The sequence below is a fragment of the Xanthomonas sp. WHRI 1810A genome (assembly GCF_040202885.1).
Lineage (GTDB): Bacteria > Pseudomonadota > Gammaproteobacteria > Pseudomonadales > Pseudomonadaceae > Aquipseudomonas.
Genome location: NZ_JBEGED010000022.1, coordinates 53,073 through 75,154, shown reverse-complemented (window position 1 = coordinate 75,154; position 22,082 = coordinate 53,073). Strand labels below are relative to the sequence as shown.

The following is a 22,082-nucleotide window of genomic DNA, read 5'->3' as shown; positions in this document are numbered from 1 at the left end:
CTGCAGCGGCGACAGGTCCGGTTGCAGCTGATGGTTGTAGCTGACCTGGAACAGCGGGTTGACGCTCAGGCTGCGCGCCGGTTGCAGGGCTTCCACCAGTTGCTCGAACGGCAGATCCTGATGCGCATGGGCGCCCAGCAGGTTGTCTTTGACCTGGGCCAGCAATCGGCTGAAGGGCAGCTCGCCACTGACCTCGGCACGCAGCACCAGGGTGTTGACGAAGAAGCCGATCAGCCCCTGGGTCTGCACCTCGGCGCGCCCCGCCACCGGCACGCCGATGCGCAGATCGCGCTGGCCGGTGAGGCGGTACAACAGGCAATCGAAGGACGCGAGGAACAGCATGAACAGCGTCGCGTCCTGATCCCGTGCCGTGGCGCGCAGTGTGTCGGCCAGCGCTGGCGGCAGCGTAAACCCGTGGCGCCCGCCCTGGCCGTCCCGAATCGCCGGACGCGCACGGTCGGCCGGCAATTCCAGCACCGGCTGCTCATCGCCCAGCGCCTGGCGCCACCAGTCCAGCTGCCGCTGGCGCTCATGCCCGCTGAGGTGTTCTCGCTGCCAGGTGGCGTAGTCGGCGTACTGCACGGTCAGCGCCGGCAGTTGGGCGTCAACGCCGGTGGAGAACTGGCGATACAGCGCGGCGAAATCCTCCAGCATCACCTGCACCGACCAGCCGTCGGAGATGATGTGGTGCGTGCACAGCAGCAGGCCCCACTCCTGTTCCGCCAGCCGCACCAGCGCGACCCGCCACGGCGATTGCCCGGCGTCCAGATCGAAGGGTTCGGCCATGAAGGATTGGGCCAGTGCGGCGAATTCGGAGTCGACCCCTGTTGGAGCGAGGCTTGCCCGCGAAGGCGATGTTTCAGGCAATGAAGATGTGCGGGATTCACCGGCCTCTTCGCGGACAGGTCCGCTCCCACGGGTTGCGGCGGCTGCAAATCTAGCGTCAGGGCCGACGACGCCATCGCGGGCAAGCGCGCTCCTACGGGTGACGGTGGTCGGAGGATCGCGCAAGTCATGACGTGTTATGACGACGCCACTCACAGGCAAAACCCGCTGCAGCGGCACGCCGTGCTCACCGGGCAGGAAGCAGGTGCGCAGGGTTTCATGCCGTGCGGCCAGCGCATCGAAACTGCGCTGCAAGGCGTCGACCTGCAGATCACCGCTCAAACGCAGCACGCACGGCAGGTTGTAGGCCGCGCTGTCCGGCTCCAGTTGCGCGAGGAACCACAGCCGTTGTTGAGCAAACGACTGCGGCGCGAATTCACGTTCGGCGCGCGGCAGCAACGGCGCCATCGCGGCGATGTCAGCCTTGGTACCGAGGTAATGGGCCAGGTCCGCCAGCACCGGCGCATCGAACAGCGCCCGCAACGGCAACTCCCGCCTCAGGTCACGCCGCACCTGCGCCACCAGCTGAATGCCCAGCAGCGAATGACCGCCCAGGGCGAAGAAGTTGTCCTGACGCCCGACCTTTGCCACGCCCAGCAAGTCCTGCCACAGCGCAGCCAGCTGGGTTTCCACGCCTGCAGTCGGTGCTTCGAACGTGACCTGGTGCAGCAGCGGCTCCGGCAAGGCCTTGCGGTCCAGTTTGCCGTTGGCGCTGAGAGGCAAGCGGTCCAGCGTGACCAGATGCGCCGGGATCATGTAGTCCGGCAGGCGTTGTTTCAGCTGGTTGCGCAATTGGTCTTCGTCGAATGAATCGGCGACCAGATACCCCACCAGCTGCGTCCCGGTCGCCAGTTCGCGGGCAACGACAACTGCTTCATGGACCGCTGGATGATCCAGCAGCGCCGATTCAATCTCACCGATCTCGATGCGCAGGCCGCGCAGTTTGATCTGATGGTCCAGACGCCCGAGGTATTCCACCGCGCCGTCCTTGCGCCAGCGCGCCAGATCGCCGGTTCTGTAGAGCCGCTCGCCAAAGCCAAACGGGCTGGCGATGAAGCGTTCTGCGGTCAGGGCCGGGCGTTGGTGATACCCGCGCGCCAGCCCTGCGCCGCCGATGTACAGCTCGCCCGGCACGCCGATGGGCTGCGGATTGAGACGGCTGTCGAGGATATGAATCTGCAGATTGGCGATAGGCGCGCCGATGGGAACGCTTGCGCCCGGCTCATCGCGGCAGGTCCAGTGGGTCACGTCGATTGCCGCTTCGGTGGGGCCGTAGAGATTGAACAGACTCGCGTTGGGCAGCCGTTGCAACGTGTCTCGCTGCAAGTCGGCGGGCAAGGCTTCGCCGCTGCAAATGATGCGTTTCAGTGAGCGGCAACCGTCCAAATCATCCTGCGCCATAAACGCCGCGAGCATCGACGGAACAAAGTGCAGCGTACTGATTTGGTGTTCTTTGATGAGGCCCGACAGCACAGCCGGATCCCGATGATCCCCCGGCTGCGCCACCACCAGACGCGCCCCAACCATCAACGGCCAGAAGAACTCCCAGACCGAGACGTCAAAACTGAATGGCGTTTTTTGCAGCACTGAATCGGTGGCGTCCAGCGCGTAAGCGTCCTGCATCCAGGCCAGACGGTTGAACAGCGCGGCGTGGGTATTGCCCGCGCCCTTTGGCTTACCGGTCGAACCGGAGGTGTAAATCATGTAGGCCAGTTGTTCGGGATGAATCTCGACGTTTGGCGTTTGAATCGAGCAATGGCTGACGTCCAGCTGATCAAGATTCAGGACCTGCACGCCATCCACCGGCGGCAGATCATCGACCGCTGCATCGTGGGTCAACAACAGCGCAACCCCCGCGTCCTCGATCATGTAGCGCAAGCGATCAACCGGATACTCGGGGTCGAGCGGCACATAAGCAGCCCCCGCCTTCACCACCGCATACAGCGCCACGACCATTTCCACCGAACGCAACGCCGCCACGCCCACCAGCGATTCGCAGTCAATGCCCAGCGAACGCAAGTGATGGGCCAGCTGATTGGCACGCTGATCCAGCGCGCGGTAGCTCAGTACCTCATTGCCAAAGCGCACTGCTTCCCGCTCGGGATGCAACGCCGCCATGCGCTCGAACTGCCGGTGCACGATGGGCTCCTCAACCGCCCAATCCCGCGCCGTGTCGTTGACTGACACCAGCTGATTCCGGTCCTGCTCATCCAGCCATTCGACATCGCCCACCGCCGCATCCGGCCGCGCCAGTAACGCGCAGAACAACTGCACGAACCGCTGATGCAGACGCTCAACGGTACTGCGATCGAACAGATCCGTGGCGTAGGTCCACGACCCGCTGAGCGCACCGTCGGCGTCTTCTTGGGTGTTAAGCATCAGGTCGAACTGGCTGCTGCCATCGCTCAACGGCAGCACCTCGGCCTGCACGCCGGGCAATGACGCCAAGGGTTGGTAGTCCCGATGCTGGTGGTCGTAGGCCACCTGGAACAGCAGGTTGTGGCTGAGGCTGCGTGGCGGTTGCAGCGCTTCCACCAGTTGTTCGAACGGCAAGTCCTGATGGGCTTGAGCGCCCAACGTCGTGTCCTTGGCGTTGTGCAGTACCTGAACGAACGTCTGGTCCGGCGACAGCTCGGCGCGCAGCACCTGGGTGCTGACGAAGAAGCCGATCAGGCCTTCCACTTCCGGCCGCGAACGCCCGGCAATCGGCACGCCGATACGCACATCGCGCTGCCCGCTCAGGCGATGCAGCAGCACCTGATACGCCGACAGCATCATCATGAACGGCGTAACCCCTTGGCCTCGGGCAAACGCCCGCAGGCGCTGGGTGAAGTCAGCATCGAAACCGAACAGCAAACGCTCGCCGCGATAACGCTGTTGCGCCGGACGCGGCCGGTCAGCCGGTAGCTCCAGTACCGGGTGCTCGTCGCCCAACTGCTGTTTCCAGTACGCCAGTTGACGCGCGCCCTCGCCCGCCGCCAGCCATTCACGCTGCCACACGGCGAAGTCGGCGTACTGCACCGGCAACTCGGTCAGCTGCGCGTCACGCTGTTCGACGGCCGCGCGGTACAGCGCGCTGAAATCCTGCAACAGCACGCGCACCGACTCACCGTCGGAGATCATGTGGTGCAGGCACAGCAACAGGCGTTGCTCGTCGGCCGATATCCGCACCAGCGCCACGCGCCAGACCGGGCTGTCCGACAGGTCGAACGGACGGGCGACGAAGGCCTGGGCCAACGCCGCGAAACGCGCTTCGATGTCAGTGTCATCGCTGATGTCCAGACGCTCGATCAGCACGTTCGGCGCAGGTTCGATGTGCTGCAACGGCACCGCCGATCCTGCACTGAAGCGGGTGCGCAACACTTCATGCCGCGCCGCCAGGCCGTTGAACGCCGCTTGCAGTGCGGATTCATCCAATGCGCCGACGAGGCGGATCGCCCCCGGCAGGTTGTAGGCGTGGCCGCCCGGATGCAGTTGATCGAGGAACCACAGGCGCTGTTGCGAGAACGATTGCGCCGCCGTGTTGGCATGGCGTGCTGTCAGTTCAAGCTGAGCCGACGGCTGCTCGGCGCTGCTGATCAACAGGGCAAAATCCCGCAAGCGTGGCGCGTCGAACAGCGCCCGCAACGGCACGTTCAGGTCATGTTCGTGACGCAGACGCGAGATCAGTTGCATGGCCAGCAGCGAGTGCCCGCCCAGTTCGAAAAAGTGGTCGTCGCGGCCCACGGCCTCGATGCCCAACAGCGGCTGCCAGATCGCCGCCAGTTGCCGTTCAATCAGGGTTTCCGGCGCCTGATAATCGCTGGAACGGGTGTCGGGCTCGGGGAGCGCATTGCGGTCCAGCTTGCCGTTGGGCAACTGCGGCAGACGCGCCATGACCACGATGTGCGCCGGCACCATGTATTCCGGCAGCTGATTTTTCAGTTGCTGCTTGAGGCTGTCTTCGCTCAAACCGTTGCCGCCGACGTAACCCAGCAGGCGCTTGCCCTGGGCGCCGTCGCGGACGATAACCAGCGCTTCGCGCACGCCGTCGCAGGCTTTGAGCGCCGCTTCGATCTCCCCGGCTTCGATTCGAAAACCCCGCAGTTTGATCTGATGATCAACGCGGCCCAGATACTCCAGCTGACCATCGGCACCCAGGCGCACCCGGTCGCCGCTGCGGTACAGCCGTTCACCGCTGCGGAACGGGTGTGGCACAAACTTCTCGGCCGTGGCCGCTGGACGATCCAGATAACCCCGCGCCACCGCGCCGCCCAGATACAACTCACCCGCAATGCCTTGGGGCAGCGGGTTCAAGTCGGCGTCCATCACGTAACCCTGACGGTCACCCACCAGATCGCCAATCGGCGCATAGGCCGTGGTGAAATCCGCGGTGGCAGCAGGCGCCAGCCAAAGGGTCGGCGTGACCACGGTTTCGGTCGGGCCGTAGCCGTTGATGATCACTTCGGGCTGCAAATTGCGGATCACGTCTTGCAGCATTTCGCGGCTGAACGCTTCGCCGGCGAAGCAGTAGGTTTTCACCCCCGGCCCCTTGCCCTGCACACCGGCCCAGTCGGACAGCTGCCGCAGATAGCTGGGCGGAAACGCCGCCACGGTGATGCCTTCGCGGATCAGCGTGTCGTAGGTCTGCTCCACGCTCCACAGTTCCTGATCGCGCAAGACGACACGAGCGCCGTAGCACATCGGCGTCATCCAGCGTTCGTGGGCGCCGTCGAAGCTGATGGACAGGAAGTGAAACTCCCGGTCCTCGGGGGTAAAGCGATAACGCTCGCCGATGGTCTGGATGTGCATCGAGATATCGCCGTGGGCGATGGCCGCGCCTTTGGGTTTGCCGGTGGAGCCGGAGGTGTAAATCAGGTACGCCAGTTGTTGCGGGTGGATGATCGTTTCCGGCGGGGTGGTCGGTTCCGAACACACGTCCAGCCGGTCCAGATTGAGCAGCGGCACGTCCCCCGCCGACACTCGATCCAGCGCTGCGTCGTGGCTGATCAGCAGTTTCACGCCGCCGTCTTCCAGCATGTAGCGCAGCCGTTCAGCCGGGTAATCCGGGTCCAGCGGGATGTAGGCGCCGCCGGCTTTCAGTACGGCGAAGAACGCCACCCACAAATCGATGCCGCGCTCCATCGCAATCGCCACGCGCACTTCGGTGGTCACGCCCAAGCGGCGCAGGGCGTGGGCCAGTTGATTGGCGCGCTGATCGAAGGCGGCGAAGGTCAGGGATTGATCGCCATGCACCAGGGCAATCGCCTCCGGCCGCGACCGCGCGTGATCGGCAATCAGCTCGTGAATCGGCCGCTGCGAATACGGGGAGAACGGCGGCGTGTTCCAGGTTTCCAGTTCGGCGAGATCCTGAGCGGTGAGCATCTGCAGTTCGCCGACGCTTGCCTCCGGGAAGCGGCACAGGCCGTCGAGCAATTGCTGGAAATGCCCGCACAGCCGCTGGATCTGCTCGGCGCTGAACACACTGCTGTGGTAGTTCACGTGGACGTGCGCCTGCTCGCCCGCCACCACCGCCAGGCTCAGGGGGTAGTGGGTTTTGTCGCTGAGCTCCACCGCACCGAGGGTGACACCGCCCGCGCGTTTGTCCCGCAGCACGGCGTCGACGGGGAAGTTTTCGAACACCAGCAGGCTGTCGAACAGGTCGCGTCCGGCCTGGCCCGCGAAGCGTTGCGCCTCGAACAGCGGCGTGTGTTCGTGCTCGCGCAGTTCAAGGTTGTGCGCCTGCAAGTCGTTGAGCCAGTCACCGACCTTCTGCTGAGGCTCGGGCGCCTGGACCAGCGGCAGGGTATTGATGAACAGCCCGAGCATGCGTTCGATGCCCGGCACCTGGGCCGAACGCCCGGACACCGTGGCGCCGAACGCCACCCGACGCTGGCCGGTGTAGCGCTGCAACAGCAGCACCCAGACGGCCTGAATCAGCGTGTTGGCGGTGACGTGCTGACGCCGCGCTGCAGCGTTGAGCAGCGCGCCGTCCAGGTCCATGGACGTGACCCGCACCTCATTGGGCAGCGTCGTGCCATCGGCCGAACGCGGCGCCAGCACGGCGGCGGCCATCAGGGTCGGCTGATCGAAACCCGCCAAGTGGGCCTTCCAGAACGTAGCGCTCAATGTTTCATCGCGGCTTTGCAGCCAGTGCACGTAATCGCCGTAATGCCCGGCGGGGGTCGGCGCGGTGTCGGACAGCGCGGCCTGAAGCACTTCGCCCAGTACCGCCGCGCTGCTCCAGCCGTCCAGCAGGATGTGGTGGAAGGTCCAGACCAGTTTCCAGCCGCTGTCGCTGACCCGCACCAGCAACACCCGCATCAGCGGCGCTTCATCCAGCGAGAACGGCGTTTCACGCTCGGCGGCCAGCACGGCGTGCACCGTGTGCTGAGCGTCCCGCAGGTCCAGCTCGCGCACGATCAGCGCGGCATCGCGGCGTACCAGTTGCACCGGCTGCTGGCTGATTGGCAGGCGCAAAAACGATGCCCGCAGGATCGGATGGCGCTGCACCGCCGCCGCCCACGCGGCCTTGAAGCGCGCCACCGGCAACTGCTTGATGTCCATTGCCACCTGATTGATGTACAGGTCGCGGGGGGCATGGTTGTCGGTGCTCGACGGCTCGGCCAACTCACTGTGGAACAGCAGGCCCTGTTGCATCGGCGTCAGCGGGTACAGCTGTTCGATGTCCCGCGGCGCCACTGGCAGCGCGTCCAGTTGCGATTGCTCGAGGGCCAGGACCGGGAAGTCCGACGGCGTGACCGCTGAATGGCGGCGGCAGTGTTCGATCACTTCATCGAGCGCCGCGGCGTAGGCATCCAGCAGCGATTGAATCGACGCGCTGCTGTGTTGTTCGCCGCTGTACGTGCAGGTCAGGCTGAAGCAGCCGTCGCGCACCTGCGCGTCCATCGACAGCTCACAGGCCAGCGGCGCATCGGCCGCTCGCTGTGCGCCGCTGCTCTCCTCGGCGAGGCGGAACAGACCGCTGCTGTCTTGCACGCGGCCCATGTAATTGAACAGCACGCAGTCTTCCAGCGTTGGCAGGGGCTCACCGCGCAGATGGCGCAGCAGGCCGTAACCGAGGCCGCCATTGGGCACCGCGCGCAGGGTTTCCTTGGTGTGTTTTAGCGCCAGGTCGAGGCTGGCGTGGGCGCGCAGGCTGACCGGGTACAGGCTGGTGAACCAGCCCACGGTGCGACTCGGGTCGATGCCGTCAAACAGCGCCTCGCGGCCATGGCCTTCCAGCGCGATCAACGCCTGATCGGTGCCGCGCCAGGCGTGCAAGGCGCGGGTCAAGGCGGTCAGCAGCAGGTCGTTGATCTGCGTGCGATAGGCCGCCGGTGCCTGGCTGAGCAGCGCATCGGTGCGCTGGGCGCCTAGTTTCACATGCGCCGTGCGGACCCCGCTTTGCAGGTTCGCGCCAATATCTGCGCTCTGCTTCTGCCCGAAGGGCGTGGGAGCTGGCCTGCCTGCGATCTGCTTCTGCCCGAAGGGCGTGGGAGCTGGCTTGCCTGCGATTTGCTTCTGCCCGAAGGGCGTGGGAGCTGGCTTGCCTGCGATCTGGCGCGCAGCGGCAGCAACATCCGCTGCGTCCACCACACCACGCCAGTAATCAGCCTCCTTGAGCAACGCATCACCATACGCGTAATGCACCAACGCCTCGGCCCAACGCTGGAACGAAACCCCCTTCTCACCCAGGTCGATATTCAGACCGGCCTGCGCCTGCACATACGCGCTGTTCAGATCCTCCAGCAGCAAACGCCACGACACGCCGTCCACCACCAGATGATGCACAACCAACAGCAGCCGCTCGCTGCCGTCCGTCAAGGTGAAATGCACCGCGCGCATCAATGGCCCATGTTGCAGGTCGAGGCTGGCTTGGGCCTGATCGCAAACGGCGGTCAGCTCAGCGTGGGCAACGGTGCGCTGCCACAGCACCGCTTCGGCGCTTTGTTCAGCGCGATAACGCTGCTGCCATTGGCCGTCGTTGGTCTGCATATAGCCCATGCGCAGCGCGTCATGCTGATCGAGCAGCGCTTGAACGGCCTGTTGCAGCGCCGGGGCGTCCAGGGTTTCGGCGCAGGTCAGCAGCAGCGACTGGTTCCAGTGCGCCCGGTGTTTCATCGGTTGCTCGAAAAACCAGTGCTGAATCGGCGTCAGCGGCACGTTGCGGTTGAGTTCGATGGGCGTTGGCGCGGCGTGCTCGTCGTGATGGATGACGTCAGCGACCTGAGCCAGTGCCGCGATGGTCTGGCGCTCGAACATCTGCCGTGGCGACAGCACGATGCCCAGCTTGCGCGCGCGGCTGATGATTTGCAGGCTGAGGATCGAGTCGCCGCCGAGGGCAAAGAAATTGTCCTGGCGCCCGACCTTCGCCACGCCCAGCAGGTCCTGCCACAGCGCGGCCAGCTGGGTTTCTACGCCTGCATTCGGCGCTTCGAACGTGACCTGTTGCAGTTGCGGTTCCGGCAAGGCCTTGCGGTCCAGTTTGCCGTTGGCGCCGAGGGGCAAGCGGTCCAGCGTGACCAGATGCGCCGGGATCATGTAGTCCGGCAGGCGTTGTTTCAGCTGGTTGCGCAATTGGTCTTCGTCGAAAGAATCGGCGACCAGATACCCCACCAGCTGCGTCCCGGTCGACAACTCGCGGGCAACGACAACCGCTTCATGCACCGCAGGATGATCCAGTAGCGCCGACTCGATCTCACCGATCTCGATGCGCAGACCGCGCAGTTTGATCTGATGGTCCAGACGGCCGAGATACTCCACGGCGCCGTCCTTGCGCCAGCGCGCCAGATCGCCGGTTCTGTAGAGCCGCTCGCCAACGCCAAACGGGCTGGCGATGAAGCGTTCTGCGGTCAATGCGGGCCGTTGGTGATACCCGCGCGCCAGCCCTGCGCCGCCGATGTACAGCTCGCCCGGCACGCCGATGGGCTGCGGATTGAGACGGCTGTCGAGGATATGAATCTGCAGGTTGGCGATAGGCGCGCCGATGGGAACGCTTCCGCCCGGCTCGTTGCGGCAGGTCCAGTGGGTCACGTCGATGGCCGCTTCGGTGGGGCCGTAGAGGTTGAACAGAACGGCATTCGGCAGCCGGTGCAACGTGTCCCGCTGCAAGTCAGCAGGCAAAGCTTCGCCGCTGCAAATGATGCGTTTCAGTGAGCGGCAACCGTCGAAATCATCCTGCGCCATAAACGCCGCGAGCATCGACGGCACGAAGTGCAGCGTGCTGATTTGGTGTTCTTTGATGAGGCCCGACAGCACAGCCGGATCCCGATGATCCCCCGGCTGTGCCAGCACCAACCGGGCGCCCGCCATCAGCGGCCAGAAGAACTCCCACACCGACACGTCAAAACTGACTGGCGTTTTTTGCAGCACTGAATCGGTGGCGTCCAGCGCGTAAGCGTCCTGCATCCAGGCCAAGCGGTTGAACAGCGCGGCGTGGGTATTGCCCGCGCCCTTTGGCTTACCGGTCGAACCGGAGGTGTAAATCATGTAGGCCAGTTGTTCGGGATGAATCTCGACGTTTGGCGTTTGAGTCGAGCAATGGCTGACGTCCAGCTGATCAAGATTCAGGACCTGCACGCCATCCACCGGCGGCAGATCATCGACCGCTGCATCGTGGGTCAACAACAGCGCAACCCCCGCGTCCTCGATCATGTAGCGCAAGCGATCAACCGGATACTCGGGATCAAGCGGCACATAAGCAGCCCCCGCCTTCACCACCGCGTACAGCGCCACGACCATTTCCACCGAACGCAACGCCGCCACGCCCACCAGCGATTCGCGGTCAACGCCCAGCGAACGCAGGTGATGGGCCAGCTGATTGGCGCGCTGATCCAGCTCGCCATAACTCAGCACCCGATCACCAAAACGCAGCGCCTGCCGCTTGGGATGCAACGCCGCCAGGCGCTCGAACTGCCGATGGACAATCGGCGCGTCAACCGCCCAATCACGCGCCGTATCGTTAACCACCGCCAGTTGCTCGCGGTCCTTCTGGTCCAGCCACTCAAGGTCGCCCATCGCTGCGTCCGGCTGTTCCAGCAGTTGCTGCAACAGCCGGAGAAAGCGCTGATGCACACGCTCGACGCTGCTGCCGTCGAGCAGGTCGGTGGCGTAATTCCAGTTGCCGGCCAGTTCGCCGGCGGCGTTTTCCCAGGTGTGCAGCGCCAGGTCGAACTGCGCGCTGCCGCTGTCCAGGGGCATCAGTCGGGCGTCCAGCCCCGGCATCAATTGCAGCGCTTCGTCCTGGCGTTGCTGGTGGTTGTAGAGCACCTGAAACAGCGGGTTGTGGCTCAGGCTGCGCTCCGGCGCCAGCACCTCCACCAGTTGCTCGAACGGCAGATCCTGATGGGCTTGTGCGCCTTGGGACGTCTGCCGCACCTGCTCGATGAGCTGGGTAAAGGTCGCGTCCGCGGACACCTCGCCGCGCAGGATCTGGGTGTTGACGAAGAAGCCGATCAGCCCCTCGGTTTCCGCCCGCCCACGCCCGGCGATGGGCACGCCGATGCGCAGATCGTTTTGCCCGCTCAAGCGGTGCAGCAGCACTTGATACGCGGCGAGCACGACCGTGAACACCGTCACGCCCCGTTGCCGGGTGAGGTCTTTGATCCGCGCGGTCAGCGGGTCGGCGAAGGTGAAATTCAGCCGCGCGCCGCGATAGCTTTGCCGCGCCGGACGCGGACGGTCCGTGGGCAGTTCCAGCACCGGCGCGTCGTCCCCCAACTGCTGCGTCCAGTAGGCCAGCTGGCGCTCGCCTTCGCCGGCGTCCAGGCACGCGCGCTGCCACAGCGCGACGTCGGCGTACGTCACCGGCAACGGCGCCCATGCGGCGTCATCGCCCTGCAAGCGGGCGCGGTAGGCCTGCACAAAGTCCAGCAGCAGGACCTGAATCGACCAACCGTCGGCGATGATGTGGTGCAGGCAGACCAGCAACGCGTGTTGCGCCTGACCTTCGGCATTCGCAGGCAAAGCGACCAACACCACGCGCCACAATGGCCCCTCGGCCAGATCGAACGGCCGCCGCGCAAAGGCCTCGGACAGCGCCAACAGCTCGGCTTCGTCGCTCGCCATCCGGTGCTCGATGACCACGGTCGTTGGCGGCTGAATCACTTGTTCCGGCGCGCCGTCATCCAGGGTGGCGAACACCGTGCGCAGGCTGGCATGCCGCACGGCCAGGCTGTCGAACGCGGATTGCACGGCGTCGACGTTCAGCTCACCGCTCAGGCGCAAGGCACCGGGCAAGTGATAGGTGCTGTTGCCCGGTTCCAGTTGCTCCAGAAACCACAGGCGCTGTTGCGCGAACGACGTGGGGCTGCGCTTGCCCGCGACGCCGGTGGGGATGGGCAGCGCCGACGCGTCCAGACCTTGCTCGCGCAGCTTGCCGAGAAACACCCGGCGCTGGGCGGCGCCCAGGCTGAGGAAACGCGTGGCCAACGCCAGCAATTTGGAGTGCGGAGCCGTTGGGGGTGTGGTGTTCGATGGCGACATCAGTTGCTTTCCTCCAACTCATTCATTAACTCGTCCAGGGCATCGAGCCGGTCGAGGGTCAGGGCCTGGCCCTGCAAGGTGTCGATCAGCGCGGCTTGCGCGGCGACCGTTGTGGCCTCGAAGGCCTGGGCCAGCGGAATGCTCACCCCCAGCCGCTCGCGGATGCGCGACAGCAAGCGCGTCGCCAGCAACGAGTGCCCGCCCAGTTCGAAGAAGTTGTCGTGACGGCCCACCCGCTCGACCTTCAGCAGCTGCTGCCAGAGTTCGGCAAGCACCTGTTCGCGTTCGCTTTGGGGCGCCTGGTAGGTGCGGGCTTCCCAGCTCGGCATCGGCAGGGCCTTGCGGTCGAGTTTGCCGTTGGCGTTGCGCGGCAGGTTGTCCAGCAGCAACACGTGGGCCGGGACCATGAAGGCCGGCAAATGCTGCGCGAGGGTGGTTTTAAGGTCATCGACATTCAGCCGCCCGGACGTTTCAGCCACCACGTACGCCACCAGTTGCGGGCCATGGGGCGTCGGTTGCGCGCTGACCACGGCATCGCGCACCGAGGCGTGGGCGAGCAGCAGGTTTTCGATCTCGCCGAGCTCAATGCGCTGGCCGCGAATCTTCACCTGGAAGTCGGCGCGGCCGATGTACTCAAGGGCGCCGTCAGCATTCCAGCGCGCCAGATCGCCGCTGCGGTACAGCCGCGCACCGGGCTCGCCAAAGGGGTCCGGCAGGAAGCGTTCGGCGGTCAGTCCGGGCCGTGCCGCATACCCACGGCCAACGCCCGCGCCGCCGATGTACAGCTCGCCGACCACGCCCGACGGGGTCAGCTCAAGGCTGGAATCGAGGACGTACAGGCGGTTGTTGTCCGTCGCCCGCCCGATGGGCATGGACGCTTTGGCGCCGGGCGCGCCGGTCAGGGTGTGCAGCGCCACATCGTCGGCGCATTCGGCCGGGCCGTAGGCGTTGACCAACGGTACGTCGGGGTAACGGGCGAACCAGCGCGTGGCCAGATCCACGGTCAGTGCTTCGCCGGTGGGCAACAGCCAGCGCAGGTTGCCGAGGTTGTGGCGCGGAGCCGCAAGCAGGCCGTCGATCACCGCAGGCACGCACTCCAGCACGCTGACCTGATGGGCCACCACGTCTTCCAACAGGCGCTGCGGGTCGAGCACCACACTGTCCGGCAGAATCTCCACCCGCCCGCCAAACAGCGGCGCGGTGAGGAACTGCCACACCGAAATATCAAAACCGGTGGCCGCGGTCTGGGCAATGACATCGCCCTCGCCCAGGCGCAGATACGGCAGTTTCGCCATCTGGTTATTGAGCATGCCGCGCTGGTTGACCATCACCCCTTTCGGCTCGCCGGTGGAGCCGGAGGTGTAGATCACGTACGCCAGTTGTTCAGCGGTCGCATAGCGGCCCGGGTTGTGGTCCGGGTGTTGCGCCAGCAGGTCTTCAAGGATCAACACCCGGGGCGCGACGTCGGCCTGGGCGAGAATCGCCTGCACCTGATCCAGGCAATCTTGGGGCACCAGCAACACCGGTGCGGCGCTGCTGCGGAGCATCCGTGCGCTGCGCCCGGCAGGATGACGTTCGTCCAGCGCCAGGTACGCCGCGCCAGCCTTGAACGCGCCGATCATCATGCTCAGCAACGGCAAACCGCGCGGGGCATACAGCGCCACCACGTCATCCCCTTGCACGCCTTCGGCGATCAAGCCGTGGCCGATGCAGTTGGCGTCACGGTTGAGTTCGGCGTAGGTCAGGCGTTGCCCCTGGCAGCGCGCCACGTCCAGCGATGGATGCGCCTGCACTCGGGATTCGAAGCGCTCCAGATAACTGATGCCGTACCAGTGCGGCTGCGCGTCGCCCTGCCCCAGGCGTTGCAAACTGGCGCGCTCATCGGCCGTGAGCAACTGCAGCTCGGCCAGCGATTGCGCCGGGTTGTCGATCAGTTGCACCAGCAGCCGACGGAACTGGCTGACCAGGCTGTGCATGTCGGCGTCGGCGAAGTGCCGGGTGTCGTAGGTCAACTGCAAGTGCAGCGATTCACCGGGCAACAGCACCACGGTCAGCGGGTAGTTGGTGTGGGTGCGGTTGGCCAGCGGCGTGATCCGGTAATCGCTGACCGCCTGTTGCACCTCGGCGCCCAGCGGCACGTTTTCGAACACGAACAAGCTGTCGAACAGCGGCTGACCCCGGGGGGTGTCGGCCAGCAGCTGAATGTCCGCCAGGGACACGTGCTCGTGCTGACGCATGTCGGCGTTCTGCGCTTGCAGGGCGTTGAGCAAGTCCAGCGCCGGCGCGCCAGGGGCCGGGCGTTTTATCCGCAGCGGCAAGGTGTTGATGAACAGCCCCAGGGCGCCTTCGATGCCCTCCAGCTCAGTGGGACGACCGGCCACGGTGACGCCGAACAGCACGTCGTCGCGGTCCACGTGGCGCATCAGCAACAAGGCCCACGCCGCCTGAACGAAGGTGTTGGCGGTCAGCCGGTGCCGGCGCGCGGTGTCTGCCAGGCGAGCGGTTTCAGCGTTGCCCAGGGCCAGCGAAACGTCGCGCATCTGCGGCTCGCCCTGAGGGCTGCGGCGATACGGCAGCGGTGTGACGTCAGTGAACCCGGTCAGCGCGTTGCGCCAGTATTCGCGCGACGCCCCTTCGTCCTGCTCGGCGAGCCAGGCCAGGAAATCCCGGTACGGCCGCGCAGGCTGCAGGCTCAACGTGCGGCCTTCGAGAAAGGCGCGGTAATGGCCGAAGAATTCAGTGAGCATCAGGCCGCGACACCAGGCGTCGATCAGGGCGTGGTGGTGGCTCTGCACAATGCGGAAATCCGCTTCGCTGAACTTGACCAGCCGCAGCCGGAGCAGCGGCGCTTTGGCGAAATCAAAGCCTTGCTCGCGCTCGGCGCGCAGCAGCGTTTCCAGTTCGGCATCGGCGGCGTCGCGGGACAAATGGCTGAGGTCGATCAGTTGCGCCACCGACGGCACGCGGCGCATGACGACTTGCCGCTGCACGCCGCTTTCCAGGCCGTGAAAGGCGGTGCGCAGGGCCGGATGACGCTGCACCACCTGTTGCCAGGCGAACGTGAAGGCCTCGAAATCGACGTGAGCGCCCACCGCGTATTGGTCCTGCATCAGGTAGATGCCGTTGCCGCGCTCCAGCAGGCTGTGCAGCAGAATCCCCTGCTGCATGGGCGCCAGGGGCAGGATGTCCTCGACCTCCCGCGCAGGGGTGGACAACGCGTCAAGTTGCGCCTGATTCAAGCCGGCCAGTGGAACATCCGACGGCGTGAGACCGGCGTGCTGCTCGTGGCAGCAGTGGGCGATCAACGCCGTCAGGTTGTCGCGGTACAGCGCCGCCAATTGTTCGATGCTGTCGCGGGGGAAGCGTTGGCGGCTGAAGGTCCAGTCCAGCCGCAATTGCCCGTCGCGCACCTGACCGTCGATGGCCAGGGCATTGGCCAGCGGGCCGTGGGGGTCGCGCAACGCGGTGGGCGTCTGGTCCGCCAGGGCAAACAGCGCGCCCTCGGCGTTCTCGAAACGTCCCAGGTAATTGAACGTCACGCCCTGCCCGATCAACTCCGGCAAATCCGCGCCGGCCAGGTGCTTGAGCACGCCATAACCAAGGCCTTTGTCGGGCACGGCGCGCAGCGATTCCTTGACCGTTTTCAGGGTGGTAACGAGGTCATCGCTCGCCTCCAGCGCCAACGGGTACAGGCTGGTGAACCAGCCGACGCTGCGGCTCAGGTCCAGCGTGTTGACGCTGTTGATCGCGTCGTCTTCGCGGCCATGGCCTTCGAGGCTGATGACGTGGCGAGGACGACCGGTCCATTGCGCCAGGGCGTGCGCCAGCGCGGCCAGCAACAGGTCGTCGATGCGGGTGCGGTACGCGGCCGGCGCGTCGGTCAGCAAGTGGCGGGTGTGCCGGGCGTCGAGTGTCAGGCTGATGTGCTCCGCATCGCCGACCAGGCTCTGCACCTGGGTGTCGCCGGGCAGCATGGCGTCGGCCGGATTCAGCGTTTGCCAATACGCCAGCTGCTGGTGAAGTTGCGGGCTGCGAGACCAGACCTGCAACGCCTCGGACCAGGCCTGGACGCTTGCGGTTTTGTCCGCCAGCGCCGGGGGCTTGCCCGCTGCGAGTTGGGTGTAGCCGTGATGCAGATCTTCCAGCAGCACCCGCCACGACACCCCGTCCACTGCCAAATGATGGATCGCCAGACACAGGCGGCCCTCGCCGGACGGCAAGCGCCCGTGCACCACCCGCAGCAACGGACCGTGCTCGATGTTCAGGCTGCGTTGCGCGTCCTCGCACAGCACAGGGAAATCCTGCTCCCGCGTGATCTCCACGTTCCACAGCACGCGTTCGGCGCTTTCACGGTCGCGGTAGCGCTGTTGCCACTGGCCGTCGTCGCCCTGATGAAAGCTCAGGCGCAGGCTGTCGTGCTGTTTGAGCAACAGGTTCAGCGTCTGTTGCAGCAGATCGGCGTCCAGCGCCTGGGGCAGATCCAGCAGCAGCGACTGGTTCCAGTGATCGCGTTGCGCCAACGGCTGGGCGAAAAAGCGCGCCTGAATCGGGGTCAGGGCAAAGTCGGTGGTGACCACTGCCAGCGGCGTTTTGACCGGCGCAGGCTTGGCCTCGGCCAGTACCGCCACCGCTGCCAGCTCGGCGATGGTCTGTTTTTCGAACAGCTGCTTGGGCGTCAGGCGGATGCCCTGGCGCCGGGCCCGAGCGATGATTTGCAGGCTGAGGATCGAGTCGCCGCCGAGGGTGAAAAAGTTATCGTGGCGCCCCACCGACTCGATGTTCAGCGCGGCGGCCCACAGCGCGGCCAGTGCCGCTTCGACGCCGTCATGGGGCGCTTCAAAGTCCTGGGCGGTCAGTTGCGGCGCGGGCAAGGCGGCCTGATCAAGCTTGCCGTTGGCGGTCAGCGGGAAGGCGTCGAGCACGACGATGTGCGCGGGGACCATGTAGTCCGGCAGGTGCGCGGTCAGCGCCGAGCGCAAGGCTTCGCCGTCCTGCGGCAGCTCAGTGCGGTGCAGCGCATAGGCCACCAGTTGCCCGCGCTCATCGACCCGGACGAAGGCATCGCGCACGCCGTCGAGCTGACGCAGGCGTTGGGCGATTTCACCGAGGGCGACGCGGTAGCCGCGGATTTTTACCTGATCGTCGACGCGGCCCAGAAACTGAATCTGCCCGTCGGGCAGCAGGCGCGCGCGGTCGCCGCTGCGGTACAGGCGTTGGCCGGGATGCTGCGGATCGGGCAGAAATACCGCAGCGGTCAGGGCCGGACGCTGGTGATAACCCCGGGCCAGACCGGGACCGGCCAGGTACAGCTCGCCCACGTCGCCCTGCACCACCGGTTCCAGCTGGTGGTTGAGGATCAGCGCGCTGACGTTGGGCAACGGACGGCCGATGGGCGCGTTGTCACCGACGGCCACTGGTTCGATCAGCTCGTTTGTCAGCACGCCCACCGTGGTTTCGGTGGGGCCGTAGTGGTTGATCACCCGGCAGCCGGGTTTCAGGCGCTTGATCTGCGCCATCAATGCCCAGGGCAGCGCGTCGCCACCGAGGATCAGCGCCTGCTGCGGCAAGACGTTTTCCGGCTGACCGGCTTGCAGCAAACCGCTCAAATGGGTCGGTACGATTTTCAGCACCGCCACCTGATGCTCGGCCATGTACGCGGCAAAACGGTCGGCGTCGTTGGCGCGATCCGCCGAGATCAGATGCAGCGCGCGGCCCGAACACAAGGCGCCGAACAACACGGTATGGCCCAGGTCCGCGCCCACGGTGGAGGCCATGGCCATGCTCGCGCCGGGCGTCAGGTCCAGCCGCTGCAACAACCCCTGGACGTAATCGGCCAGCGCGCCATGACTGATGACCACCCCTTTGGGCGTGCCGCTGGTGCCGGAGGTGTAGATCAGGTACGCCGCTTGTTGGGGATGAACGCGCACCGCCAACGGTGTGGCCGGCTGTGTGTGCCAGGCGGCATCGGCGTCGATGCCGACCCGTTCACCGGAAAAGTCGGTGGGTGCGTCGGTATCGCTGATCAGCCAGCCCGCGTTGCTGTCCGCCAGCACAAACGCCTGCCGCTCGGCGGGCCATTTCGGGTCCAGCGGCACGTAGGCGGCGCCGGTTTTCAGCACGGCGAGCAGCCCGACGACGAACTCGACGGAGCGCTCCAGCAACAGGCCGACGCAACACTCGGCACCGGCACCGGCGCTGCGCAAATGCCGGGCCAGACGATTGGCCTGGCCGTCGACCCAGGCAAAATCCCGGCGCTCGGTCTCACATTGCACGGCCAGGTTATAGGGCGACGCCACCACGCTTCGGTCCCACAGGGCCAGCACGTCGTCGGCGAGAAACTCAGCCGTTTCGGCCTTGATGACTGATAAGGCGGCTGACAGTTGCAGGTCGGCCAGTCGCGCTTCGGGTCGGGCACAGACCTGGGCGCAGACACGCAGCAAGTCGGCGGCCATCCCGGCGATCCGCGCTTCGTCGAACAGGTCGCAGGCATAGGTGAACACCGCCTGAATGCCTTCGGGGGTGTCGGTGATGTCCAGGCCCAGGTCGAAGTGCGCGGCGTAGTCGTCCAGCTGGCTGACGTCCAGGGTCATGCCCGCCATTTCCAGCCCTTGGGGCAGCGCGAACTGTTGGGTGAATTTCACCTGGCACAGCGGGTTGTGGCTCAGGCTGCGGGACACGCCGAGGGCTTCCACCACTTGCTCGAACGGCAGGTCCTGATGGGCCTGCGCGCCCAGGGCGGTGCGCTTGACAGACTGCAACAATGCGCTGAACGACTGCTGCGGCGAGACCTCGCTGCGCAGCACCAGGGTGTTGACGAACAGCCCGATCAGCCCTTCGGCTTCGGTGCAGGTCCGCCCGGCCACCGGCACGCCGACCCGCAGATCGGTCTGGCTGCTGTAGCGCGCCAGCAGCGTTTTGTACGCCGCCAGCATGACCATGAACAAGGTCGCGCCGTGGCTTGTCGCCAGTTCCCGCAACTGCTGGCTCAGCACGCCGTCGAACGCCAGCGCATAGCGCGCCCCGCGATGGCTCTGCTGGGCCGGACGCGGACGGTCGCCGGGCAGGGTCAGCACCGGCTGGGTCTCGCCCAGTTGCTTGCGCCAGTAATCCAGCTGACGTGCGCCCTCGCCGCCCGCTAACCGGCCTCGTTGCCAGGCGGCGAAATCCGCGTATTGCACCGGCAACGGCGCCAGCACCGGCGCGCACTGCCGGGCGTGAGCGGCGTACAGCGCCGTGAAGTCCTTGAGCAGCACTTGCACCGACCAACCGTCGGCGATGATGTGGTGCAGCACCAGCACCAGTTGCACCCGGTCCGGCGCCAGCCGCACGTTCAGTATTCGCCACAACGGGCCGGTCTGCAGGTCCATGGGTTGCTCGACCGCGGCGCTCGCCAACGCGTCCAGCGCCGCCAGCGGTTGGCCGTGCCGGCTGAGGTCGTGACGTTCGAAGCGCACCGGGCGCGGCGGATGCACCCGTTGCACCAGCGCTTCATCGGCACGGGCGGCAAAGGTGGTGCGCAAGCTGTCGTGCCGCGCGGCCAGGTCATCGAAGCTGCGCTGCAACGCCGCTTCGTCAACCACCCCGCCCAGGGACAACTGGCCGCACAGGTGATAGGCGCTGCTGTCCGGCGCCAGTTGCGCCAAAAACCACAGGCGCTGCTGGGCGAAGGATTGCAGCAGCGGCGCGTCATGCGGCAGTCGCGTGATCGGGTCGGCCACCGCTGCGCTTCGGGCGTGCGCGGCGACGTGGACGCTGAAATCCCCCAGCAGCGGGTGTTCGAACAGGTGCGCCGGTTCCAGCTTCAGGCTCAGGGCTGCATTGAGCCGCGACAGCACTTGCACCACGCCCACCGAGTCGCCGCCACGGGCGAAGAAGTGATCGTGGGCGGCGAGCGGGCTTGTGCCCAACACCTCTTCCCACGCCGCCACCACCTCGGGCAGCAGCGGCGTATCCGAGGGTGCGCCGGCTGTGTCGGTGGCGTCCAGCAGGCGGCCGGCCTGCCAGACGGCGAAACGGTCGAGGCTGCCGTTCTGCCAGCCGAGGCGACACGCTGCCCGTTGCAGCTTGCCGCTGGTGGTGCGCGGCAAGGCGCCGGGCTCCAGCAATACGATCAACGCCGGTGCCACAAGGAACACTTCGGCCACGGCATCGCGCACCGCGTCGCAGATCATTTGCGGTGGCATCAGGCGCCGCACGTTGCGGCTGATTTCCAGCGCCAGGCCGATGCCCTCGCTGCCGTCGGCGTCCAGCGTCGGGAACGCGGCGATACGGCCCCGACGCAGGGACGGGACGCGGGTTTCCAGGGCGTACTCGATGTCCTGCGGGTAGAGGTTCTGCCCGTTGAGAATGATCAGGTCTTTCAGGCGCCCGGTGATGAACAGCTCACCGCCGCGCTCGATGCCCAGGTCACCGCTGCGCAGCCAGCGCTGGCCGTCCTGCTGGACGAAGGCCTGGGCGGTCGCCTCCGCGTTCTGCCAATAGCCCTGGGCAACGCTGGGGCCGGCGATCCAGATTTCGCCGACCTGCCCGGCGGACAACGGCTGCAGCGTGGCAGGGTCGACGATGCGCAGGGCGTGGTCCGGCCGGCACCAGCCACACCCGGGCAGGCGGCTGCCGGCGTCCTGATTGACCAGATTGGCTTCCCCGGCTTCGCCTGCCGCCAGTTGGCTGGCGTTGAAGCGATGGATGCCGAAGGGTGTTTCCCGCACGGCGGCGCTGACGTACAAGGTCGCTTCCGCCAGACCGTAGCTCGGCGTCAGCGCCCGTTGCCGGAAGCCCGCCGCGCCGAAGCGCTCGCTGAACGCTTCGAGGGTGTCCAGGCGGATGGGCTCGGAGCCGGAAAACGCCAGGCTCCAGTTGTCCAGCTTGAGCTGGCTGACAGCGGCGGGCTTGATCCGCTCCACGCACAACCGATAGGCGAAATCCGGGCCACCGGAGAAGGTGCCGCCGTATTGCGTCATCGCCTCCAGCCAGCGGGCCGGGCGCGCGAGGAAATAGTTGGGCGACATCAAGGTCAGCGTGCCGCCGTAGTACAGCGGCAGCAGCAGGCCGCACATCAGCCCCATGTCGTGGTACAGCGGCAACCAGCTGACCCAGCTTTCGCTGTCGGCATCGGTGATGAAATGCCGGGCCATGGCCACTTCGTTGGCCATCAGGTTGTCGTGGGAGACCATCACGCCTTTGGGCGCGCTGGTGGAGCCGGAGGTGTACTGCAAAAAGGCCAGCGAGGTGGTCTGGATGATCGACGCCTGATAGGACGTCTGCCAGCCGCTGTGGACGTCTTCAATGGCGATGAACTGCCCGCCCGCCGGCATGAACGGCAGCAACTGCTGCTGGTATTTGTCCAGGTCATCGCGGCGGCCCAGCACTGCTTGCGGGGCGGCGTCACGCAGGATGCCGGTCAGGCGGTCGAGGTGGGTCTGGCGGTTGTATTCCGGGGCGAACGCCGGCACCGCAATGACCCCGGCGTACAGGCAACCGAGGAACGCGGCGGCGTAATCGCTGCCGGTGGGCAGGATCAACACGCAGCGCTCGCCGCCTTCGGCACCCACATGCTGCTGCAGCCAGCCGGCCACCGAACGGGCCTGTTCATCCAGCGCCGCGTAGGTGGTCAAAAGCGGCGGCTGGTCTTCGTGGACGATGTGTCGGAGGGCAATCCGGTCCGGCTGGCGCTGCGCATAAAGGCCCACCAGTGCGGGAAAATGCGCGGCCTGATCTCGTATGGATTTCAT

General features: G+C 66.0%; 2 protein-coding genes (1 of these 2 only partly in view). Both read right to left on the bottom strand.

The window, feature by feature from the left end:
* Positions 1–12,351, bottom strand: the 5' portion of a protein-coding gene (locus ABQX22_RS23995; RefSeq protein WP_349802373.1) for a non-ribosomal peptide synthase/polyketide synthase. Its footprint begins 4,128 nt before the window's first position; only the first 12,351 of its 16,479 coding nucleotides appear in the window; it begins with the start codon at positions 12,349–12,351; its stop codon lies off the left edge, out of view.
* Entirely contained in the window at positions 12,351–22,082 is a 9,732-nt protein-coding gene (locus ABQX22_RS23990) for an amino acid adenylation domain-containing protein (RefSeq protein ID WP_349802372.1), read from the bottom strand. The genes ABQX22_RS23995 and ABQX22_RS23990 overlap by 1 nt, the downstream gene beginning before the upstream one ends.